Genomic DNA, 16,511 nt, shown 5'->3' on the forward strand with positions numbered 1-16,511 from the left:
TTAGAGGAGGCAACCCCCATGTCTCGAACACCGGCACGCCCGCGAGCACGGGCAGGACTGCGTGCCGCCATCGGGCTCGTCACCGCACTGGGCCTGCTCGGCGCCGCGGCGTGCGCGCCGGGATCAGACAGCCCGAAGCCGTCCGGCGGCGACGCCGACCGGGCCGTGCAGACCGACGCCGCCAAGCTCGGGAACGTCACGCTGACCGTCTGGGACCAGGAGGTCCGCGGCGGTCAGGACGAACAGATGAAGGCGCTCAACGAGGCGTTCCACGCCAAGTACCCGAACATCACCATCAAGCGGGTGTCCCGGTCGTTCGACGACCTGGGCACCACCCTGCGGCTCGCGCTGTCCGGCAACGACGCGCCGGACGTCGTGCAGGCCAACAACGGCCGGGCCGACATGGGCAAGTTCGTCCAGGCCCAGCAGCTCGTCGCGCTCGATCCGTGGGCCAAGGCGTACGGCTGGACCGACCGTTACCCGGACAGCGTGCTGCAGTACTCGCGCTACTCCGCGGACGGGAAGACCTTCGGCGATGGCAACGTCTACGGGCTGCCCCAGGTGGGCGAGATCGTGGGCATCTTCTACAACAAGGACAAGCTGACCAAGCTCGGTCTCCAGCCGCCGAAGACGTGGGCCGACCTCACCTCGGGGCTGGCCACCGCAAAGCAGGGTGGCGAGATCCCGCTGCAACTCGGCAACCTCGACAAGTGGCCGGCGCTGCACGTGTTCGGCACCATCCAGGGCCAGTTCGTCCCGGCCGACACGGTCACCAAGCTCGGCTTTGGTCGGCCCGGCGCGTCCTGGACCACGCCGGAGAACACCAAGGCCGCCGAGGAATTGCTCAACTGGGTGAACGCGGGCTACTTCAACAACAGCCCGAACGGCACCGACTACGACAAGGCCTGGCAGAACTTCGCCGCCGGGCAGGGCGTGTTCCTCATCGCCGGCTCCTGGCTCGGCGCCGACCTCGGCAAGGCCATGGGCGACAAGGTGGGCTTCATCGCCCCGCCGCCCGGCCAGGACGGCAAGGTCGCCGCGACCGGCGGTACCGGCCTGCCGTTCACCATCACGAGCAAGGCCAAGAACCCGGACGCCGCAGCCGCGTACATCAACTTCATCACCAGCTCGGACGCGATGCAGACGCTCACCCGGACCGGCAACATGCCGGTGGTGGACACCGCCAAGCAGCAGAAGCCGGGCGGCGTCTCGGGCGACATCTTCACCGCCTTCGGCACCACCACCGAGTCCGGCCGGCTGCTGCCGTACCTGGACTACGCCACGCCGACGATGGGCGACACCATGGGCGCGGCGCTGCAGGACCTGATCGCCAAGCGGATCAGCCCGCAGCAGTTCCTCCAGAAGCTGCAGGACGACAATGCCAAGTTCCTTGCCGGCAACGGCTGACACCGCGCGACGGGGCGGGACGGTCCCGGTCACCGGGCCGTCCCGCGCGCCGGGCCGGCGGCGGTCGGGCTGGCTGCCGCTGGCCTACCTGCTTCCCGGCTTCGCCGTGTACGCGGCCTTCCTGCTCTATCCGCTGGTCCGGTCTGCGCAACTGTCGCTGTACGAGTGGGACGGCCTCACCCTCGGCACGTTCGTCGGGTTCCAGAACTACGTCGAGGTGCTGACCGACCCCGTCCTGCGGGCGTCGTTCGGCCACACCCTGGTGCTCATCGGTTTCTACGCGGTGCTGCCGGTACTGCTCGGCCTGCCGCTGGCCGCCCTGCTCACCCGGGCCCGGGTACGCGGGATGCCGTTCTTCCGGACCGTGGTGTTCCTGCCCCAGGTCGTCGCGATGGTTGTGGTGGCCGTCGCTTGGCGGCGCCTCTACGACCCGGACGGTCCGCTGAACGACGCCCTCCGCGCGGTCGGCCTCGGCAGCCTCGCCCGCGGCTGGCTCGGCGACTACACCCTCGCCCTGCCGGCGGTCGGCCTGATCGGCACCTGGGTGCAGCTCGGTCTGGTCACCGTGCTGCTGATGGCCGGGATGAGCCGGATACCCACCGATCGCTACGAGGCCGCGCGGCTGGACGGGGCGGGACCGGTCCGCGAGTTCTTCGCGGTCACCCTGCCCGCCGTCCGGGGTGAGGTCGCGGTCGCGCTCACCCTGACCATCATCGCGGCACTGAAGACATTCGACCTGATCTACGTCACCACGTCGGGCGGCCCGGGCAACTCCACCGCCGTGCCGTCGTACGAGGTCTACCGGCGGGCGTTCGAGCAGGGCCAGGTGGGCTCCGCGGCCGCGGTGGCCATCGTGCTCACCGCGCTGATCTTCGTGATCAGCCTCGGGGTGAACCGGATCGCCGACCGGGAGGAAAAATGATCTCCAAGGGTGAGCGGGCGGCCAACTATCTCATCCTGCTCGCGTTCGCGGCGTTCGCGCTCTGGCCGGTGCTGACCATCGTCGCCGCGGCGCTCGGGCCGGACGACAGTGCCGGATCGGCCGCGCAGGGCGCCGGGCTGCTGGGACTGCACCCGGAGAACTTCGCCGCCGCGTGGCGGCAGGGCCGGTTCGGGCAGTCGATGCTGACCAGCGTCGCGGTCTCCGCGTTCGTGGTCACCTGCGCCACCGTGCTGTCGGTGATGAGCGGCTACGCGTTCGGCACCATGACGTTCCGCGGCCGGAACGTCCTGTTCTACCTGTTCCTGCTCGGCATCATGGTGCCCAACGAGGCGACCGTGGTGCCGCTCTACTTCGACCTGCGCACGCTCGGGCTCACCGACACCTTCTGGGCGATCGTGCTGCCCCAGGTGGCCCAGTCGGTGGCGTTCGGAACCTTCTGGATGCGCACGTACTTCCGGGCCAGCCCGGTGTCGATGATCGAGGCCGCCCGATTGGACGGAGCGAACTCCTGGTCGATCCTGTGGCGCATCCTGCTGCCCCTCGGCCGCCCGGCGGTGACCACGTTGGTCGTGCTGACCTTCATGTGGACCTGGAACGAGTTCCTCATCCCGCTGGTCATGGCCACCAGCGACGAGCTGCGCACCGCACCGCTGGGGCTGGCCTTCTTCCAGGGCCAGTACACCTCCGGGTTCACCCTGCTCGCCGCCGGTGCGGTGATCGTCGCCGCTCCGGTGGTCATCCTCTACCTGTTCCTGCAACGCCGCTTCATCCAGGGCATGCTCGAGGGCGCCGTCCGCGAGTGAGGCACCGCCCGCGAGCCACGTCCGCCGTCGAGAGCGTCATGCTCGCCGGAGAGAGTTCTGGCCGGGCTCAAAGCCAGGGTGGTGGGCCCTCGAAGGTGAGGGCGTGTACGTCGAACAGGACAGCCGCCTCCACGCCCAGCGCCGGCCCGCCCTGGCGGGCCGCCCAGGTGAGGAAGGGCCCGGGTTCGGGGCCGGCCACGCCCAGGCCCCTGGTGTACTCAGCGTGCGCGGCGAGCGAGGCAATGCCGCGCTGCAACGGCTCACCGGTGACGTCCACGCCGTGCGTGGGGAGCTCGGCGCCGGCAAAGCAGACGTAGCGCACGCCGCCCCAGGGTGGTAGCCCCTCGTCCACCAGCTCTGGGAAGATCCACCGGTTGCCCGCGTCGCGGGCGCCGTCCAATGTAGCCAGCCCCACCGCCCGGTGGTCGGCCTGGTTGGTGATACCGCCGACCATCCGGACGGTGAAGGCGCCCGAGACGATGACCTCGGGCCGGTGCCGCCGGATCGCCCGCACGATGTCGCGGCGCAGGTCTGGGCCGTACTCGACGACGCCGTCGCGGTGGTCGAGGAACTCCACCACGTCCACGCCGACCTCCCGGGCCCCGGCGCGCTCCTCCTCCTCGCGCAACGACGCGGCCTGGTCCGGGTGCAAGGCGTCGATTCCTGCCTCGCCCCGGGTGGCCAGCAGGTAGGTGACCTGCTTGCCCTGTGCGGTCCAGCGGGCGATCGCCGAGGCCGCGCCGTACTCGATGTCGTCCGGGTGTGCGGCCACCGCAAGGCAGCGCTCCCAGTCCTCCGGCAGTGCCGGTAGAAGCTCGTCCACGGTCCACACCGTAGCCGCCGCTCCGCCGATCCGGCATCGCCGTGTCGGCAACACCGGCATCCGTCGAACAAGTGATAATGAGCGGGTGGACCCCAGCCGGCTCCACCCGCAGGCGCGGGCGGCGATGCAAGTCCAGCAGCGTGTCCCGCTCACCCGGGCGAACCTGCCGGCGGCGCGGCTCAGCATGATCCAGGCGACCCCGGCCGAGGTGGGCAGCGGACCGGCGATCCGGTCCGTGGTGACCGTCGACGCGGGCGGTGTGCCCGCCCGCCTGTACTGCGACAGCGATCACGACGCGGCGCCGGTGGTCCTCTACGCGCACGGCGGGGGCTGGGTGATGGGCAGCGTGGACACCCACGACGGGCTGTGCCGGCACCTGGCGGCCGCGTCCGGCTGGGCCGTGCTCTCCGTGGACTACCGGCTCGCCCCCGAGTATCCGTACCCGGCCGCGGTGGACGACATGGCGCGTGCGCTCACCTGGCTGCGCGGCCCGGGGGCGGCTCGGCACGGCCTCGACCCGGGCCGGATAGCGGTGGCCGGTGACTCCGTGGGCGGGCACCTTGCGGCGGTGACCGCTCGGCGCGCCCGGGATGCGGGGATCCGTCTTGCGGGACAGATCCTCATCTGCCCGGTCATCGACCCCGCGGCCGACTATCCGGCCTTGGACGAGTACGGCCTGGACCGGGAGGAGATGCGATTCTTCTGGGACGCGTTCGCCCCACCCGGCGTGCACCGTACCCAGCCGGATCTGGACCCACTGCGGGCCGACCTCACCGGCCTGCCACCCGCCGTGGTCATCACCGCCGAGCTCGACCTGTTGTCCGCCGAGGGTGAACGGTACGCGGCCAGGATGCTGGCGGCCGGCGTTTCCGTCACCGCAGCGCGGTATCAGGGGCTCATCCACAACTTCCCGCGGAAACTGGCCCTGTTCGACGCCGCCCATCTCGCCCTGGCCCAGTTGGCCGCCGCGCTGAATCGTTGGTGAAAAGGTCAGTACCTTGCGGGTGCCGAAAAGCCCGCATGCGTTCAGCGAGCACCGCCCAGCACTCGTGCGGCGGCGACGAATTCCATGAGAATGGCGGCGCTCTCGACGATTTCGAATCGGCCTTGCTGAAGAGCTGAAGAACCTTTCGCCGCCAGGCTGCATCCGGAGGCCCTGGGAGATCGTCCTGGGCTGACGACACCGCCGTACGCGGCACGCCGCTTCGCGAGGAGATTGCCATCGGCAGGTGGGCGATATAGGGAAAGGAGTGGGCGTACTCCCTGCCACTTTCAACATATAGCGCACTGGGGGGCTTGCGGCAAGACCCGGGTCGTGCCGCAGAATCGCTGGCCGAGGCCGGGACCTGGGGAAAATGGGAGTCGCCAAGTGCGTGTGTTGTTGTCGACGTATGGATCACGCGGGGACGTCGAACCGCGGGTGGGACTCGCCGTGCGGGTGCGGGCACTCGGTGCGGAGGTGCGGATGTGCGCGCCTCGGCGCGCGGTCGAGTTGATCGCCAGCCAGTCCGACGCGGTCACGGCGGCGGCCGAGGGATGTGACGTGCTGGTGGCGACCGGCATGATGCCAGCCGCACCGCCGTGGCCGGCATGATCCGCACCGACGGAGCGGCGATGGCCGCGAACCTGCTGCTCGACGCGCTCAGCCGGGAAAAGCCGCCCGTGTCCGCGTGAACCACGCGGGACCGTCGAGCCAGGACCCGGAACACCAGAACCTGCGGCACGCCGGTTCAGACGCCTTGCTGCGTGCACTGGTTGCAAGCCCCCTCAGATCGGAGCTGATGACGTGAACCCGCTGACTACCAGCGCGTTTGATCTTCCCGACCACCTCTCTCCCAAGGCCGACCCGAGGCTGATCGCCGGCGATGAGCAGCACTTCGCGGCCATCGCGGAGAGCCTCGAACGGGCGATCTCCGACCTGTCCGGCCGCCTCGATGCCGCGCGCAAGGCGGCCGGCGGCATCGGCCAGGCGGCGCTGGACCGGGACCAGGAGATCCACCGGCTGACCGCTCGCCTACGCGCCCTGCGTCGCTTCGGCCTGGACCTGTGCCTCGGCCACATCGTCAGCGCGGACAACCCCGAGCCCGTGTACGTCGGACGGCTCGGCCTCACGGACAGCACGGGTCGTCGGCTGCTTCTCGACTGGCGCTCCCCGGCCGCCGAGCCGTTCTTCGGCGCGACCCACGCCAACCCGATGGGTCTGGCGAGCCGCCGCAGGTACCGCTGGACCCGTGGCCGGATCACCGACTATTGGGACGAGGTGTTCACTCCGGACGGGTTCGAAGGGCACGCCGCGCTCGACGACCAGTCCGCCTTCATCGCCAGCCTGGGCGGCAACCGGTCCGCCCGGATGCGGGACGTGCTCGGCACCATCCAGGCCGACCAGGACGCCATCATCCGTGCGGGATCCGGTGGCGCTCTCGTCGTCGACGGCGGTCCTGGTACGGGGAAGACCGTTGTCGCGCTGCACCGCACCGCGTACCTCCTCTACTCCGACCCGCGCCTCGATCACCGCCGGGGCGGCGTGCTGTTCGTCGGTCCGCACCAGCCCTACCTGGCGTACGTCGCCGACGTCCTGCCCAGTCTCGGCGAGGAGGGCGTGCAGACCTGCACCCTGCGGGATCTCGTCGCCGAGGGAGCTTCGGCGACCGTCGAGGCCGACCCGGAAGTGGCCCGCCTTAAGTCGTCCGCCGACCTGGTGAAGGCGATCGAGGCGGCCGTCAGGTTCTACGAGGAGCCGCCGACCAAGGGGATGACGGTCACGACCCACGAGTCCGACATCCGGCTGAGCGCCGACGACTGGGCCGACGCGTTCCAGGCAGCGGGACCCGGTACCCCGCACAACGAGGCGCGTGACCAGATCTGGGAGGAACTGCTCACGATCCTGATGGACAAGTACGACGGCGACGAACCGGATGACCTGCTACGCCGGTCGCTGCTGCGAGACAGGGAGCTGCTCACGACGTTCAACCGCGCGTGGCCGCTGCTCGAAGCGGCCGACCTCGTCGGAGACCTGTGGTCAGTGCCCGCGTACCTGCGCAAGTGCGCTCCCTGGCTCAGCACCGACGACGTCCGGCGACTGCAACGCGACGACGCCCAGGCCTGGACGGTGTCCGACCTGCCGCTCGTGGACGCGGCACGGCAGCGGCTCGGCGACCCGGAGGCGTCACGGCGACAGCGTCGGCACAGCGCTGCTGTCGCCGTCGAACGCGAGCGCATGACCAGGGTCGTGGACGACCTGATCGAGGCCGCCGACGACGAATACGGTGTCGGCCTGGTGACGATGCTTCGTGGCGAGGACTTCCAGGACGCCCTGGTCGACGAGGCGGCACTGCCCGGCACCGAGCCGGACCGGCTCGCCGGCCCGTTCGCGCACATCGTCGTGGACGAGGCTCAGGAGCTGACCGACGCGGAGTGGCAGATGCTGCTGCAGCGCTGCCCGTCCCGCAGCTTCACCATCGTCGGGGACCGCGCCCAGGCCCGGCACGGGTTCACGGAGTCCTGGCAGGAACGGCTCGAGCGGATCGGGCTCGGCCGGATCAACCTGGCCTCCCTGACCATCAACTACCGGACACCGGACACGGTCATGGCGGAAGCCGAGCTGGTCATCCGGGCCGTGCTGCCAGACGCCAACGTGCCGACCTCCATCCGCACCAGCGACGTTCCGGTCGTACACGGATCTGCTTCGGATCTGGGTTCGATCCTCGACACCTGGCTCGCCGCGCACGCCGACGGGATCGCCTGCGTCATCGGCGATCCCACCTTCCGGGCGACGTCCCGCGTTCGGTCGCTGACCCCGGAGCTGTCGAAGGGGCTCGAGTTCGACCTGGTCGTCCTCATCGACCCCGAGGCGTTCGGCAAGGGCATCGAAGGAGTGGTCGACCGCTATGTCGCGATGACCCGAGCGACCCAGCAACTCGTCATCCTCACGAGCTCCTGACATCGGTAAACGCGGTTGCGCGGGTCCCGCCGCTGGCCCATCATCGTCGGATGATCTTCAACCGGAAGGGCGGCGACGCCCTCGCGCAATGAGCGCGCTCGCGCGGCGCCATGACGCCGCGATGCCTCCAGTGGCCGTCGGCAGCACCAGCGCCCAGGAGATGTGGCAGGTGGCCGTCGACATTCGCCAGGAGTGGCTCGGCCATGCCTTGTCCACGCAACCGGCCGACAGGGCGGTTGCCGAACGCAGCTTGACCGCGATCTACGCACGGATCGCCCGCCCACGTCCCCGATTCGAGTGGGTTGACTCGCCGGCCAAGGCCCTGCCGCTGACCGCCGGCTTGCCGACCCTCACCCAGCTTCACGACTGGGTCCGGGATCCACGACCAAATGGGACACCACCACTCGCCAGCGATCTGGCAATGTCGGTGTCGCGGTTACGCGGCGCACTGAGCGCCGGCGTCGCCCATGCCGACCCCGAGCTGTCGCCAGCGCGCCGGGGCAAGACCACAGATCCATGGCCCGACTTGCCGCCAGTCGACGCACTCAGCAACGGCGTACCGCTGGGGGTCGTGCTGCACCAGGGCGTCCGCGCCGCGCTGCATAGAAGCCTCGCCCGCGGGTGGTACCTGCCCGTGCGCGCAGCGCTGGCCGACAGTGGCCCGGTACCGGTGTGTTGGTACGGGCAGCAGGATGCGTCGTGGGTTGCCTACTACGACGTGCTGCAGCGGCTTGGGCTCGCCCGGTACGGGCCGGACGAGACCGACCATCTCGGCGTCTGGGCCGACGTGGCGCGTTCCTGCGGCTGGTGGTGGCCCGGCGAGGACGTGTGCGTTGTGGTGGAACGGCCCGAAGCCGTGCGCACCGAACCGGTCCCAGGCGCGTTGCACAACGAGATCCGGCTTCACCACCGGGGCGTGCGCTACCGCGATGGCTGGCATCCGCCCTTGACGTGACCCGACAGCCCGGCCGGGACAAGGCCACTGGTCCGTCCCGGCCGGCCGCCGGTCCGATACCTGCTCGTCGTGATTGCGCCTACCTGCCGCCTCATGGCAGAGATCCTGTCGGTACGGGCCTTCCTGTCACGGGCTCGTGTCGTACGGGTGCGGGATGCTCGCCGCGTGACGCACACGATGAAGCGCTCGGTGTCGGCGATCCCGGCAACCGGTGGAAACCTCTCCACCACCCATGGTGTGGCCCTCTACGTCGGCGCGGTTCTCGGCACCGGGGTGATCGCGCTGCCAGCGCTGGCCGCCCGCGCAGCCGGGCCTGCTTCCCTCGTCGCCTGGCTCGGCCTCGTCGTCGCCTCTGTCCCGTTGGCCGTGACATTCGCCGCGTTGGCTGCCCGGTACCCGGACTCGGGAGGGGTTTCGACCTACGCACGTCGGGCCTTCGGACCGCGCGCTGCGGCGGCAGTCGGCTGGTGGTTCTTCGCGGCCGTGCCGGCCGGGGCGCCGGCGGCGGCATTGTTCGCCGGTGGCTATGTCGAGGCAGCCTTCGGCGGCGGTGAGACCACGGTGTACCTCACGGTGCTGGGTCTTTTCATCGTCGTCGCCATCGCCAACTACTTCGGCGTCCGGGTGTCCGGCAGGATGCAGTTGATCCTCGCGGGCGTCCTCGTCACACTGCTCGTCGTCGCCGCCGTGGCGGCACTTCCTCAGGCCGATCTGGGCAACCTGCGTCCGTTTGCGCCGCACGGGTGGCTCGCGGTCGGGTCGGCGGCGGCGCTGCTGGTGTGGAGCTTTGCCGGCTGGGAGGCCGTGACCTACCTCGCCGCCGAGTTCCGCAATCCGCCCCGATCGCTGCCCCGAGCGACCGCCGCAGCGATCGTCATCGTCGGTGGCCTCTATCTGGCTATCGCGGCAGCGAGCATCCTCGTCCTCGGAGCGTCCGCCGGCAGCACCGACGCTCCATTGGCTGAACTGCTCGGCCGCAGCTTCGGCGAGCCTGCCAAGGCGGTCGCGGCGATCGTTGCTCTGCTCCTGACGCTCGGCGTGATGAACACCTACTACGCGGGCGCCGCCAAGCTCGGCGCGGCACTCGGCCGGGACGGAGCGCTGCCGGCCTCGCTCGCGCTGGGCAGCCGGGCCGGCGAGGTTCCGCGGCGCAGCCTGCTGCTGACCGTCGCCCTCGGCCTGGTCGGGTTCGCGATCGTCGCGCTGACCGGCGTCGGTACCGACTCGCTCGTGCTCGCTACGACCGGCTCCTTCGTCGCCGTCTACGCCGTCGGCGCTGTCGCAGCGCTGCGTCTGTTGCCGAGGCGTACGGCAGCGTGGTGGACGGCCCTCGCCGCGGTCGGAATGGTGCTCATGATGCTGGCCGCAACCGGCGCCTACCTGCTCTGGCCGCTGCTGGTCGGCGGCTCCTCCCTGGCTTACGTTCGAGGCCGCCGTCGCCGGATGGCGGGAGGTTCCTGACAGGTGCCGGCAGGAGGCACCTGGCCCAGCGGGGCGCCAGCTGCAGTCTCGTTGGGGCTGCGGATCAGCTCGGCTTGACCGCGTGGATGCGTTCGACGGTGCCCGCCTTCAGCCTTTCTGTCTCGACGATCTCGAAGCCCGCCGCCTGCACCAGGGGTAGCTGGCGGCGGGTGAAGTGCTCGCCGGCCGCGCGGATGGTGACCCGTTCGAGGAGCCACTGCGCGGCGTAGATCGGTGGCCAGGTGCTACTGATGTGGTCAAGCAGGAGCAGCCTGCCGCCAGGTACGAGGACGCGCTTCATCTCGCCGATCGCCGTCACCGGATTCGGGATGCTGCACAGCGAGAGGGCGCAGACCACCGAGTCGAACGACGCGTCGCCGAACGGCAGCTGCTCCGCGTCGCCCTCGTGCAGGTCGACCGCACGGCCGAGGTCGGCGGCGTGCCGCCGGGCGATGTCCAGCATCGCCGGGCTCAGCTCGATCCCCGTGACCGTCACGTCGGCGGCATAGTGCGGCAGGCTCCGGCCGGTGCCGATGGCGACCTCCAGCACGCGACCGCGCGCGCGGGCGCCCAGCCACTCCCGGCCGCCACCGAACTGGATGCGCTCGAGGAACGCGATCTGCTTGTCGTAGCTGGGTGCGGTCTTGTCCCAGACCCGCCGCTGCTTCGCGGCCGCGGTCTCGCTGGTCTTCGCCTTGGCGGTGCCGGTCATGACGGTGGTCCTTTCAATGTGGCGGGTGGGGAAGGGGGGCAATCCACGTCGGAGGAGACCGCTGCGCCGATCACCCCCATGACCGCCTGACGGACTCGAGCGGCGGCTCGGGCGGGGTCGGGCTGACCGGCGTCGAGCCAGGCGATGATCGCCTCGATCGCCACCACCGGGGCGAGCTGTGCGGCCCAGCGCGCCAGCGCCTCGTCGGGTACGAACGCCGAGATCTGCAGGTGCGAGGCGGCGGTGATGTCGGCGCGAAACCTCTCGATGCGCTCCTTGAACTCCGGTTCGCGCAGGGCGTGCTGAAACAGCAGCCGGAACCCGGCCGGGGACTCGACCGCTGCCTGGAGGAGCCCGTCGATGCTGGCGTCGGTGAACCCGCCGACGGGCTCGTTGACGTGGGCGTCCAGCCGGGCGCACATCCGGTCGAGAACCGCCTGGTACAGGTCGGTCTTGGAGTCGAAATGCCGGTAGAGGATCACCCTCGTGATCCCGGCTTCCGCGGCGATCTCATCCAGGCCCGTCGCCGCGAATCCGGACCGCGCGAACGCTTCGGTCGCCGCGACGAGGATCTGTTCCCGGCGTTGCGCCCGGGGCAATCGGCGTCCCGGCTCCAGCTTTTCGTCGATCACCAATCAGCCCCTCGAGCTCTTGTTGACTCCAGAGTGTACTTATGTCTATGTTGACTTTCAAGTACACAACCGGAGGCTTCGATGGACCCGTTCATCACCGCCGATGCGGTCACCAAGCAGTTCCGAGACGGCACCCGCGCTCTCGACGGCCTGACCCTGACAATCCCGCGCGGCGCGATCTACGGGCTGCTCGGTCCCAACGGCGCGGGCAAGACCACCCTCATCCGCATCCTCGCCACCCTGCTACGCCCCGACGGTGGCACGGTCCGCGTCGCCGGACACGACGTCGTCCGCCACCCGGCCGCCGTCCGCCAACGCATCGGCCTCGCCGGACAGTTCGCCGCCGTCGACGACCATCTGACCGGCCGGGAGAACATCGCCATGATCGGCCGCCTCTACGGTCTGTCCCGCCGCGAAGCCGCCACCCGTGCCACCGAAATCGTCGACCGGATCCACCTCGCCGACTCGGCCGACCGGCAGGTCAAGACCTACTCCGGCGGCATGCGCCGCCGCATCGACCTGGCCGCCAGCCTGATCGGCCGACCGCAGGTGCTGTTCCTCGACGAACCCACCACCGGCGTCGACCCGGCCAGCCGCCAAGACCTCTGGCGCCTCGTCCGCGACCTCGCCGCCGAAGGCACCACCGTCCTGCTCACCACGCAGTACCTGGACGAGGCCGACCAGCTCGCCGACCGCATCGCCGTCATCGACCACGGCCGCCTGCTCACCGAAGGCACCGCCACCGAACTCAAGGACCGCACCGGCGGTTCGATCGTCGAGATCACCGTGCCTGCCGATCGCGCCGATTCGGCGGTGGCCGCACTGAGGCCACTGGACCCACGGTACGACCGGAAGCGCGACGGGATCGTGCTACCCGCCCCCGACGGGCCGCTCACCCTGCGGCACGCGCTGCGCCTGCTCGACCACTACGACATCAGCCCGACCGATGTCGCCCTGCACCGGCCCACCCTCGACGACGTCTTCCTCACCCTCACCCGCCACGACCCGCGCGAACTCGCCGGGAGGCCCGTATGACCACCACCGCCACTCCGACCCGCCGCCACGGTCGGGCCGTCATTCACACCGGCGTGATAACACGCCGGAATCTGCTCGCCAACGTCCGCCTGCCCGACGTGCTGATCCTGTCCACCGTCCAGCCCGTCGTCTTCATGCTCATGTTCCTCTACGTCTTCGGCGGCGCCATCCAAGCCGCCCTCCCGGCCGCGGCCAAGGGCGAATACGTCTACTGGCTCATGCCGGGCATCCTCGCCCAGTCCGCCGTGTTCGGATCCGCACCCACCGCCTACGGGCTCAACAACGACCGCACCAAAGGCGTCCTGGACCGCTTCCGCTCGCTGCCCATGGCCCGCTCCGCCGTACTGACCGGCCGCACGCTGTCCGACCTGATCCGAAGCACTGTCATCCTCGGGCTGCAACTCACGGTCGGCATCGCACTCGGCTTCCGCTGGCAGGACGGCCTCGGCGGCCTGCTCACTGCCATCGGCGTCGCTCTTGGCTTCGGCTACGCCTGCTCCTGGCTGATGGCCTACCTCGGGCTCACCATCCGCAACTCCGAGGCCATCCAGGCGGCGATCTACCTGGTCGTCTTCCCGATGACCCTGACCAGTTCGGTATTCCTACCCACCCAGACCATGCCCGGCTGGCTGCAAGCCTTCGCCGAACATCAGCCCATCACCGTCGTCGCCAACGCGCTGCGCGGCCTCACTCTCGGCCCGGGAGCCCTCCCTGCCGGTCACACCATCACCGGCGAGACCCTCCTCGCCATCGCCTGGACAGCAGGCATCCTCGGCGTCTTCGCACCCCTCGCCGTGCACGCTTACCGGCGCAACGCAAGGTAGGAGATAACCCGGTACGGCGTTCCCTGGCCGGCACCCGAACTCTCGGGTGCCGGCCAGGTGCAGATCCAGTCATGGGCGACGTTCTGACCCGGCCCTGCCGGGGCGGAACGCCTCGGGTACCGGCTCAGGTCATGCGTAGCGACGACGCCGTTGCGCGAGAAGCAGTACGAGGCCGACCACGATGAGACTGGCACCCACCGCGGTGAATGTGCCGAGCGTCGGACCGGAGATTGCCGCGCCGGTCACCGGCAGGCTGGGGCTGGGGCTAGGTGTCCCGGCGGTCGCCGGGCAGGTCTGCGCCAGGTCGAATGTTCCGTCGGTGCCCGTGATCACCGCCGTGGCGTTGGTGAGGGCGAACGGATTCACCAGTTCGCCGGTTGCGGACAGGCCGGCTGGTGTCCTGATCCAGGCTCTGTCGCCGACGATCGCGCGGTCAGCGGCGGGCGTGGTCGTGATGGTCTCCGTGACCGGGCCACCCTCCGTGGCGAATTCGATGGTCAGTGAGGTGAAGGTGCCCTGCTGCTTCGCAGCCGGCAGGGCGAAGACCCAGACGTCCTCGGCCTGGAAGGGGCCACCACCGAGGTTCGGGTCGCACCTGTGAGTGCCGAACGCGGCCGCCGTCGTACCGGTGTCCGCTGGATCGATGTTGATCGTCGTGTCGGCCCACGCTGGTGCGGCCGAACCCAGGCCGATCACCACGGCCAGCATGGTGGCACCCGCAAGGCGGGTGAATGATGATTTGGTCACCTAAATCCCCCCAGTTAGCGTATTTTTTTAATAGCTCGTGAAGTGGGGCGCGACCCGGTGCCAGGTAACCACGGATGGCGGATGCCGGTTGCCGGAATTCAGCTCTTCCTGCGGGAGCCAGAGGGACGTGATAGGCGATCTGCGAGCTGCGACTCCAAGGAAGCCTCCCGGGCCGATCGATGTCGCAGCTCGGCCGCGGTCACCACGCTCGTTCCGGTGATGGCCGTGCGGCGTCGGACGCGTGGGAGACCATCGCGATGACGCAGGCGATGTTGAGGTTGAACTGGAGCAGTTGTCGGCACTGTGGAGTGGGACCGAGTTGGTACTCCCCTCGTGCCCGAAGGCCAGGGGTCAGTTCCCTGTCACGCAGAACTCGTTGCCGTCGGGATCGGCCAGCACGACGGCGCCGTCCGCACCGACCTCGAGCCGAGTGGCCCCGAGGGAGACCAGCCGGTCGACCTCCGCTTGCTGGTCGCTACCGGCCGGGGTGAGGTCGAAGCGCTGCCGGTTCCGCACCTCTTTCGGGGCCACGGGGGGGCCTCCCCATGCGACCTTTGTGCCGCCGTGCGGTGACTGGATCGCGGTCTCCTGGTCCTGGTCCCACACCAGCGGCCAGCCCAGCGCCTCGCTCCAGAAGAGGCCGACCTCCCGGGTGCCGTCGCAGGCGAGCTCCCCGAGCAGGCCGCACCCGGCGAGGAAGGCATTGCCCGGCTCGATCACGCAGAACTCGTTGCCCTCGGGGTCGGCCAGGACGACGTGCCCCTCCTCGGGGCGCTGCCCGACGTCGAGGTGGCCTGCGCCGAGCCCCAGCGCGGTCGCCACGGTGTGCTGCTGGTCGTCGTGGCTGGCGCTGGTCAGGTGAAGGTGCATGCGGCGGTTCGGCCCCACCTTCTCCGCGCGGCTCGGGACGAACCGGAGGCCGAGCTGGGTGTCCTCGCCGGGCAGGAGCGCGCCATCGGCGTCCTCGACGACCTCCCGGCCGAGCATGCCGGCCCAGAACTGCGCCAGGCGAGCCGCGTTGTGCGCATCGAAGGTCACCGTCAGCAGTCGCGAGATCATCACTTCACAGTAGGCAGGGGCCAGCAGGGCAACAAGGTAATTAGCCGGGCCGGACGTATCGCGGGTGGCGCAGGGCACGTGTCGACAACCGCGCGCCAGATCTCGGCCCAGCGGTCGGGGGAGCGATGAGTTACGAGTTGGCCAGTTCGGGGCCGACCTGGCCATGCTGTTCCGCCTGTGGCCGACGCCCTCCCGGCCGTCGGCCGGGAGGGCGGCGTGCGTCAGCCGTGCGTACGCCGGCGCAGCTCCTGGGCCCGTTCCGTGAGCGCGGCGAGCACGCGTTGGGCCGTGGCGAGGTCGTCGTGGTCGAAGCCGGTGTAGAGGTCCGTGGTCACGGGAGCCAGTCTGGCCGTCAGCCGGGCCTGTGCGTCGGCTCCGGCGGCGGTGAGCGCCACCGTCTCGCCGATGGTGATCAGGCCGTGCTCCCGGAGCCCGTCGACGAGCCGTGCGGCTGCGGTGGCGCTGAGGTTGAGCTGGGGTTGGTCGGCGAGGAAGGCGGCCAGCGTCTCCGGGCCGTCCCACGGCCCACGCAGCGCCACGGCGCGCATCGTCACGTATTCGGTGGGGCTGATTCCGGATCCGTCGAGGACGGCAGCCATCAGCGCGGCGAGGGCGCCCTGCGCTTCGGCGACGGCTTGGCCGGTCAGCGGCGGCGGGGCGGTCGAGGGCTGGACCATCGTGGTGCTCCCTTCGGTGGTGCCCGGCGCGGCGCCGAGCAGGGTGGTGAGGGTGGCGACGAGTTCTCGGTTGCGGGCGCCGTGCGGCCCGCCGATGGGTGCGGTGAGTTCGGCCTGCAGCGCATGCACGATGCCGATCGCCTGCTGCACAACGGACTGGCCGCGCTCGGTGAGCGACAGCTGGAAGGCCCGGGTGTCGTCGGCGTGGTCGGTGCGGGCGATGAGGCCGGCGGCGCTGAGCGCCTTGACGAGTTTGGACACGAAGACGGGGTCGAGCCCCGCGTAGTCGGCCAGCTCGCGCTGGCTGGGCTGTCGCCCCTGGCGGTTGAGGCCGTAGAGGGAGCCGAGCAGGGAGTATTGCGCGTGGGTCAGGCCCAGCGGGCCGACGGCACGATCCACGGCCGCCCGCCAGCGGGTGGTCACCTGCCACAGTAGACGGCCTGTCGCGATGTCCGGGGTGGTCACATCTCTCAATGTACATGGAAACAATGTC

The 16,511-nt window shown here is 70.1% G+C and carries 16 protein-coding genes; 10 read left to right on the forward strand and 6 right to left on the reverse strand.

Translation table 11 applies throughout. The annotated features are described in order from the left end of the window. Positions 1 to 18: 18 nt before the first annotated feature. Genes ACFYOS_RS05210 through ACFYOS_RS05220 form a run of 3 tightly spaced genes read left to right on the forward strand, consistent with a single transcriptional unit; the run spans position 19 to position 3,153 of the window. Positions 19 to 1,407, forward strand: coding sequence for an ABC transporter substrate-binding protein (locus tag ACFYOS_RS05210; RefSeq protein WP_387136141.1), 1,389 nt, complete (start codon positions 19 to 21; stop codon positions 1,405 to 1,407). Beyond that, entirely contained in the window at positions 1,391 to 2,329 is a 939-nt protein-coding gene (locus ACFYOS_RS05215; RefSeq protein ID WP_387136142.1) for a carbohydrate ABC transporter permease, read from the forward strand. Before ACFYOS_RS05210 ends, ACFYOS_RS05215 begins: the two co-directional genes overlap by 17 nt. Beyond that, entirely contained in the window at positions 2,326 to 3,153 is an 828-nt protein-coding gene (locus tag ACFYOS_RS05220) for a carbohydrate ABC transporter permease (protein WP_387136143.1), read from the forward strand. The genes ACFYOS_RS05215 and ACFYOS_RS05220 overlap by 4 nt, the downstream gene beginning before the upstream one ends. A 67-nt stretch (positions 3,154 to 3,220) precedes the next feature. Here the strand turns inward: ACFYOS_RS05220 and ACFYOS_RS05225 are convergent, their stop codons facing one another. Next, on the reverse strand, positions 3,221 to 3,976 hold the full coding sequence (locus tag ACFYOS_RS05225) for a PIG-L deacetylase family protein (protein ID WP_387136144.1): 756 nt from the start codon (positions 3,974 to 3,976) through the stop codon (positions 3,221 to 3,223). Between the two features lie 85 nt (positions 3,977 to 4,061). Between ACFYOS_RS05225 and ACFYOS_RS05230 the strand changes: the two genes are divergently transcribed. From ACFYOS_RS05230 to ACFYOS_RS05250, 5 genes are all read left to right on the forward strand, one after another. Continuing rightward, positions 4,062 to 4,961 (forward strand): alpha/beta hydrolase, encoded by a 900-nt coding sequence (locus ACFYOS_RS05230; RefSeq protein ID WP_387136145.1) that lies wholly within the window; start codon positions 4,062 to 4,064, stop codon positions 4,959 to 4,961. Positions 4,962 to 5,351: 390 nt separating this feature from the next. Further along, positions 5,352 to 5,570, forward strand: a complete 219-nt coding sequence (locus tag ACFYOS_RS05235) for a glycosyltransferase (RefSeq protein WP_387136351.1) — start codon at positions 5,352 to 5,354, stop codon at positions 5,568 to 5,570. 201 nt (positions 5,571 to 5,771) lie between these two features. Beyond that, positions 5,772 to 7,916: an RNA polymerase recycling motor ATPase HelR gene (gene helR / locus ACFYOS_RS05240; protein ID WP_387136352.1), complete on the forward strand. Its 2,145-nt coding sequence runs from the start codon at positions 5,772 to 5,774 to the stop codon at positions 7,914 to 7,916. Between the two features lie 88 nt (positions 7,917 to 8,004). Continuing rightward, complete coding sequence (locus ACFYOS_RS05245; RefSeq protein ID WP_387136146.1) at positions 8,005 to 8,871, forward strand: DUF6745 domain-containing protein; 867 nt, start codon at positions 8,005 to 8,007, stop codon at positions 8,869 to 8,871. Positions 8,872 to 8,964: 93 nt separating this feature from the next. Then, positions 8,965 to 10,332 (forward strand): APC family permease, encoded by a 1,368-nt coding sequence (locus ACFYOS_RS05250; protein ID WP_387136147.1) that lies wholly within the window; start codon positions 8,965 to 8,967, stop codon positions 10,330 to 10,332. Positions 10,333 to 10,396: 64 nt separating this feature from the next. On the opposite strand, the gene ACFYOS_RS05255 is transcribed toward ACFYOS_RS05250, so the two are convergent. Together ACFYOS_RS05255 and ACFYOS_RS05260 are read right to left on the reverse strand one after the other, a co-directional pair. After that, complete coding sequence (locus tag ACFYOS_RS05255; protein WP_387136148.1) at positions 10,397 to 11,044, reverse strand: class I SAM-dependent methyltransferase; 648 nt, start codon at positions 11,042 to 11,044, stop codon at positions 10,397 to 10,399. Continuing rightward, the gene (locus ACFYOS_RS05260) at positions 11,041 to 11,676 is read right to left on the reverse strand and encodes a TetR/AcrR family transcriptional regulator (RefSeq protein WP_387136353.1); all 636 of its coding nucleotides are present in this window, start codon (positions 11,674 to 11,676) and stop codon (positions 11,041 to 11,043) included. The genes ACFYOS_RS05255 and ACFYOS_RS05260 overlap by 4 nt, the downstream gene beginning before the upstream one ends. An 81-nt stretch (positions 11,677 to 11,757) precedes the next feature. On the opposite strand from ACFYOS_RS05260, the gene ACFYOS_RS05265 reads away from it, so the two are divergent. Both ACFYOS_RS05265 and ACFYOS_RS05270 read left to right on the forward strand, forming a co-directional pair. Further along, positions 11,758 to 12,711 (forward strand): ATP-binding cassette domain-containing protein, encoded by a 954-nt coding sequence (locus ACFYOS_RS05265; RefSeq protein ID WP_387136149.1) that lies wholly within the window; start codon positions 11,758 to 11,760, stop codon positions 12,709 to 12,711. Further along, entirely contained in the window at positions 12,708 to 13,535 is an 828-nt protein-coding gene (locus tag ACFYOS_RS05270; RefSeq protein WP_387136150.1) for an ABC transporter permease, read from the forward strand. Before ACFYOS_RS05265 ends, ACFYOS_RS05270 begins: the two co-directional genes overlap by 4 nt. Before the next feature lie 129 nt (positions 13,536 to 13,664). Here ACFYOS_RS05270 and ACFYOS_RS05275 read toward each other — a convergent pair whose 3' ends face one another. The 3 genes from ACFYOS_RS05275 to ACFYOS_RS05285 all read right to left on the reverse strand — a co-directional run bounded on the left by ACFYOS_RS05275 (position 13,665) and on the right by ACFYOS_RS05285 (position 16,483). After that, on the reverse strand, positions 13,665 to 14,243 hold the full coding sequence (locus ACFYOS_RS05275; RefSeq protein WP_387136151.1) for a hypothetical protein: 579 nt from the start codon (positions 14,241 to 14,243) through the stop codon (positions 13,665 to 13,667). A 390-nt stretch (positions 14,244 to 14,633) separates the two neighbouring features. After that, on the reverse strand, positions 14,634 to 15,341 hold the full coding sequence (locus ACFYOS_RS05280) for a VOC family protein (RefSeq protein WP_387136152.1): 708 nt from the start codon (positions 15,339 to 15,341) through the stop codon (positions 14,634 to 14,636). 221 nt (positions 15,342 to 15,562) lie between these two features. Further along, positions 15,563 to 16,483 (reverse strand): MarR family transcriptional regulator, encoded by a 921-nt coding sequence (locus ACFYOS_RS05285; protein ID WP_387136153.1) that lies wholly within the window; start codon positions 16,481 to 16,483, stop codon positions 15,563 to 15,565. Positions 16,484 to 16,511: the final 28 nt, after the last annotated feature.

The sequence above is a fragment of the Micromonospora sp. NPDC005806 genome, assembly GCF_042871425.1.
Taxonomy (GTDB): Bacteria; Actinomycetota; Actinomycetes; order Mycobacteriales; family Micromonosporaceae; genus Micromonospora.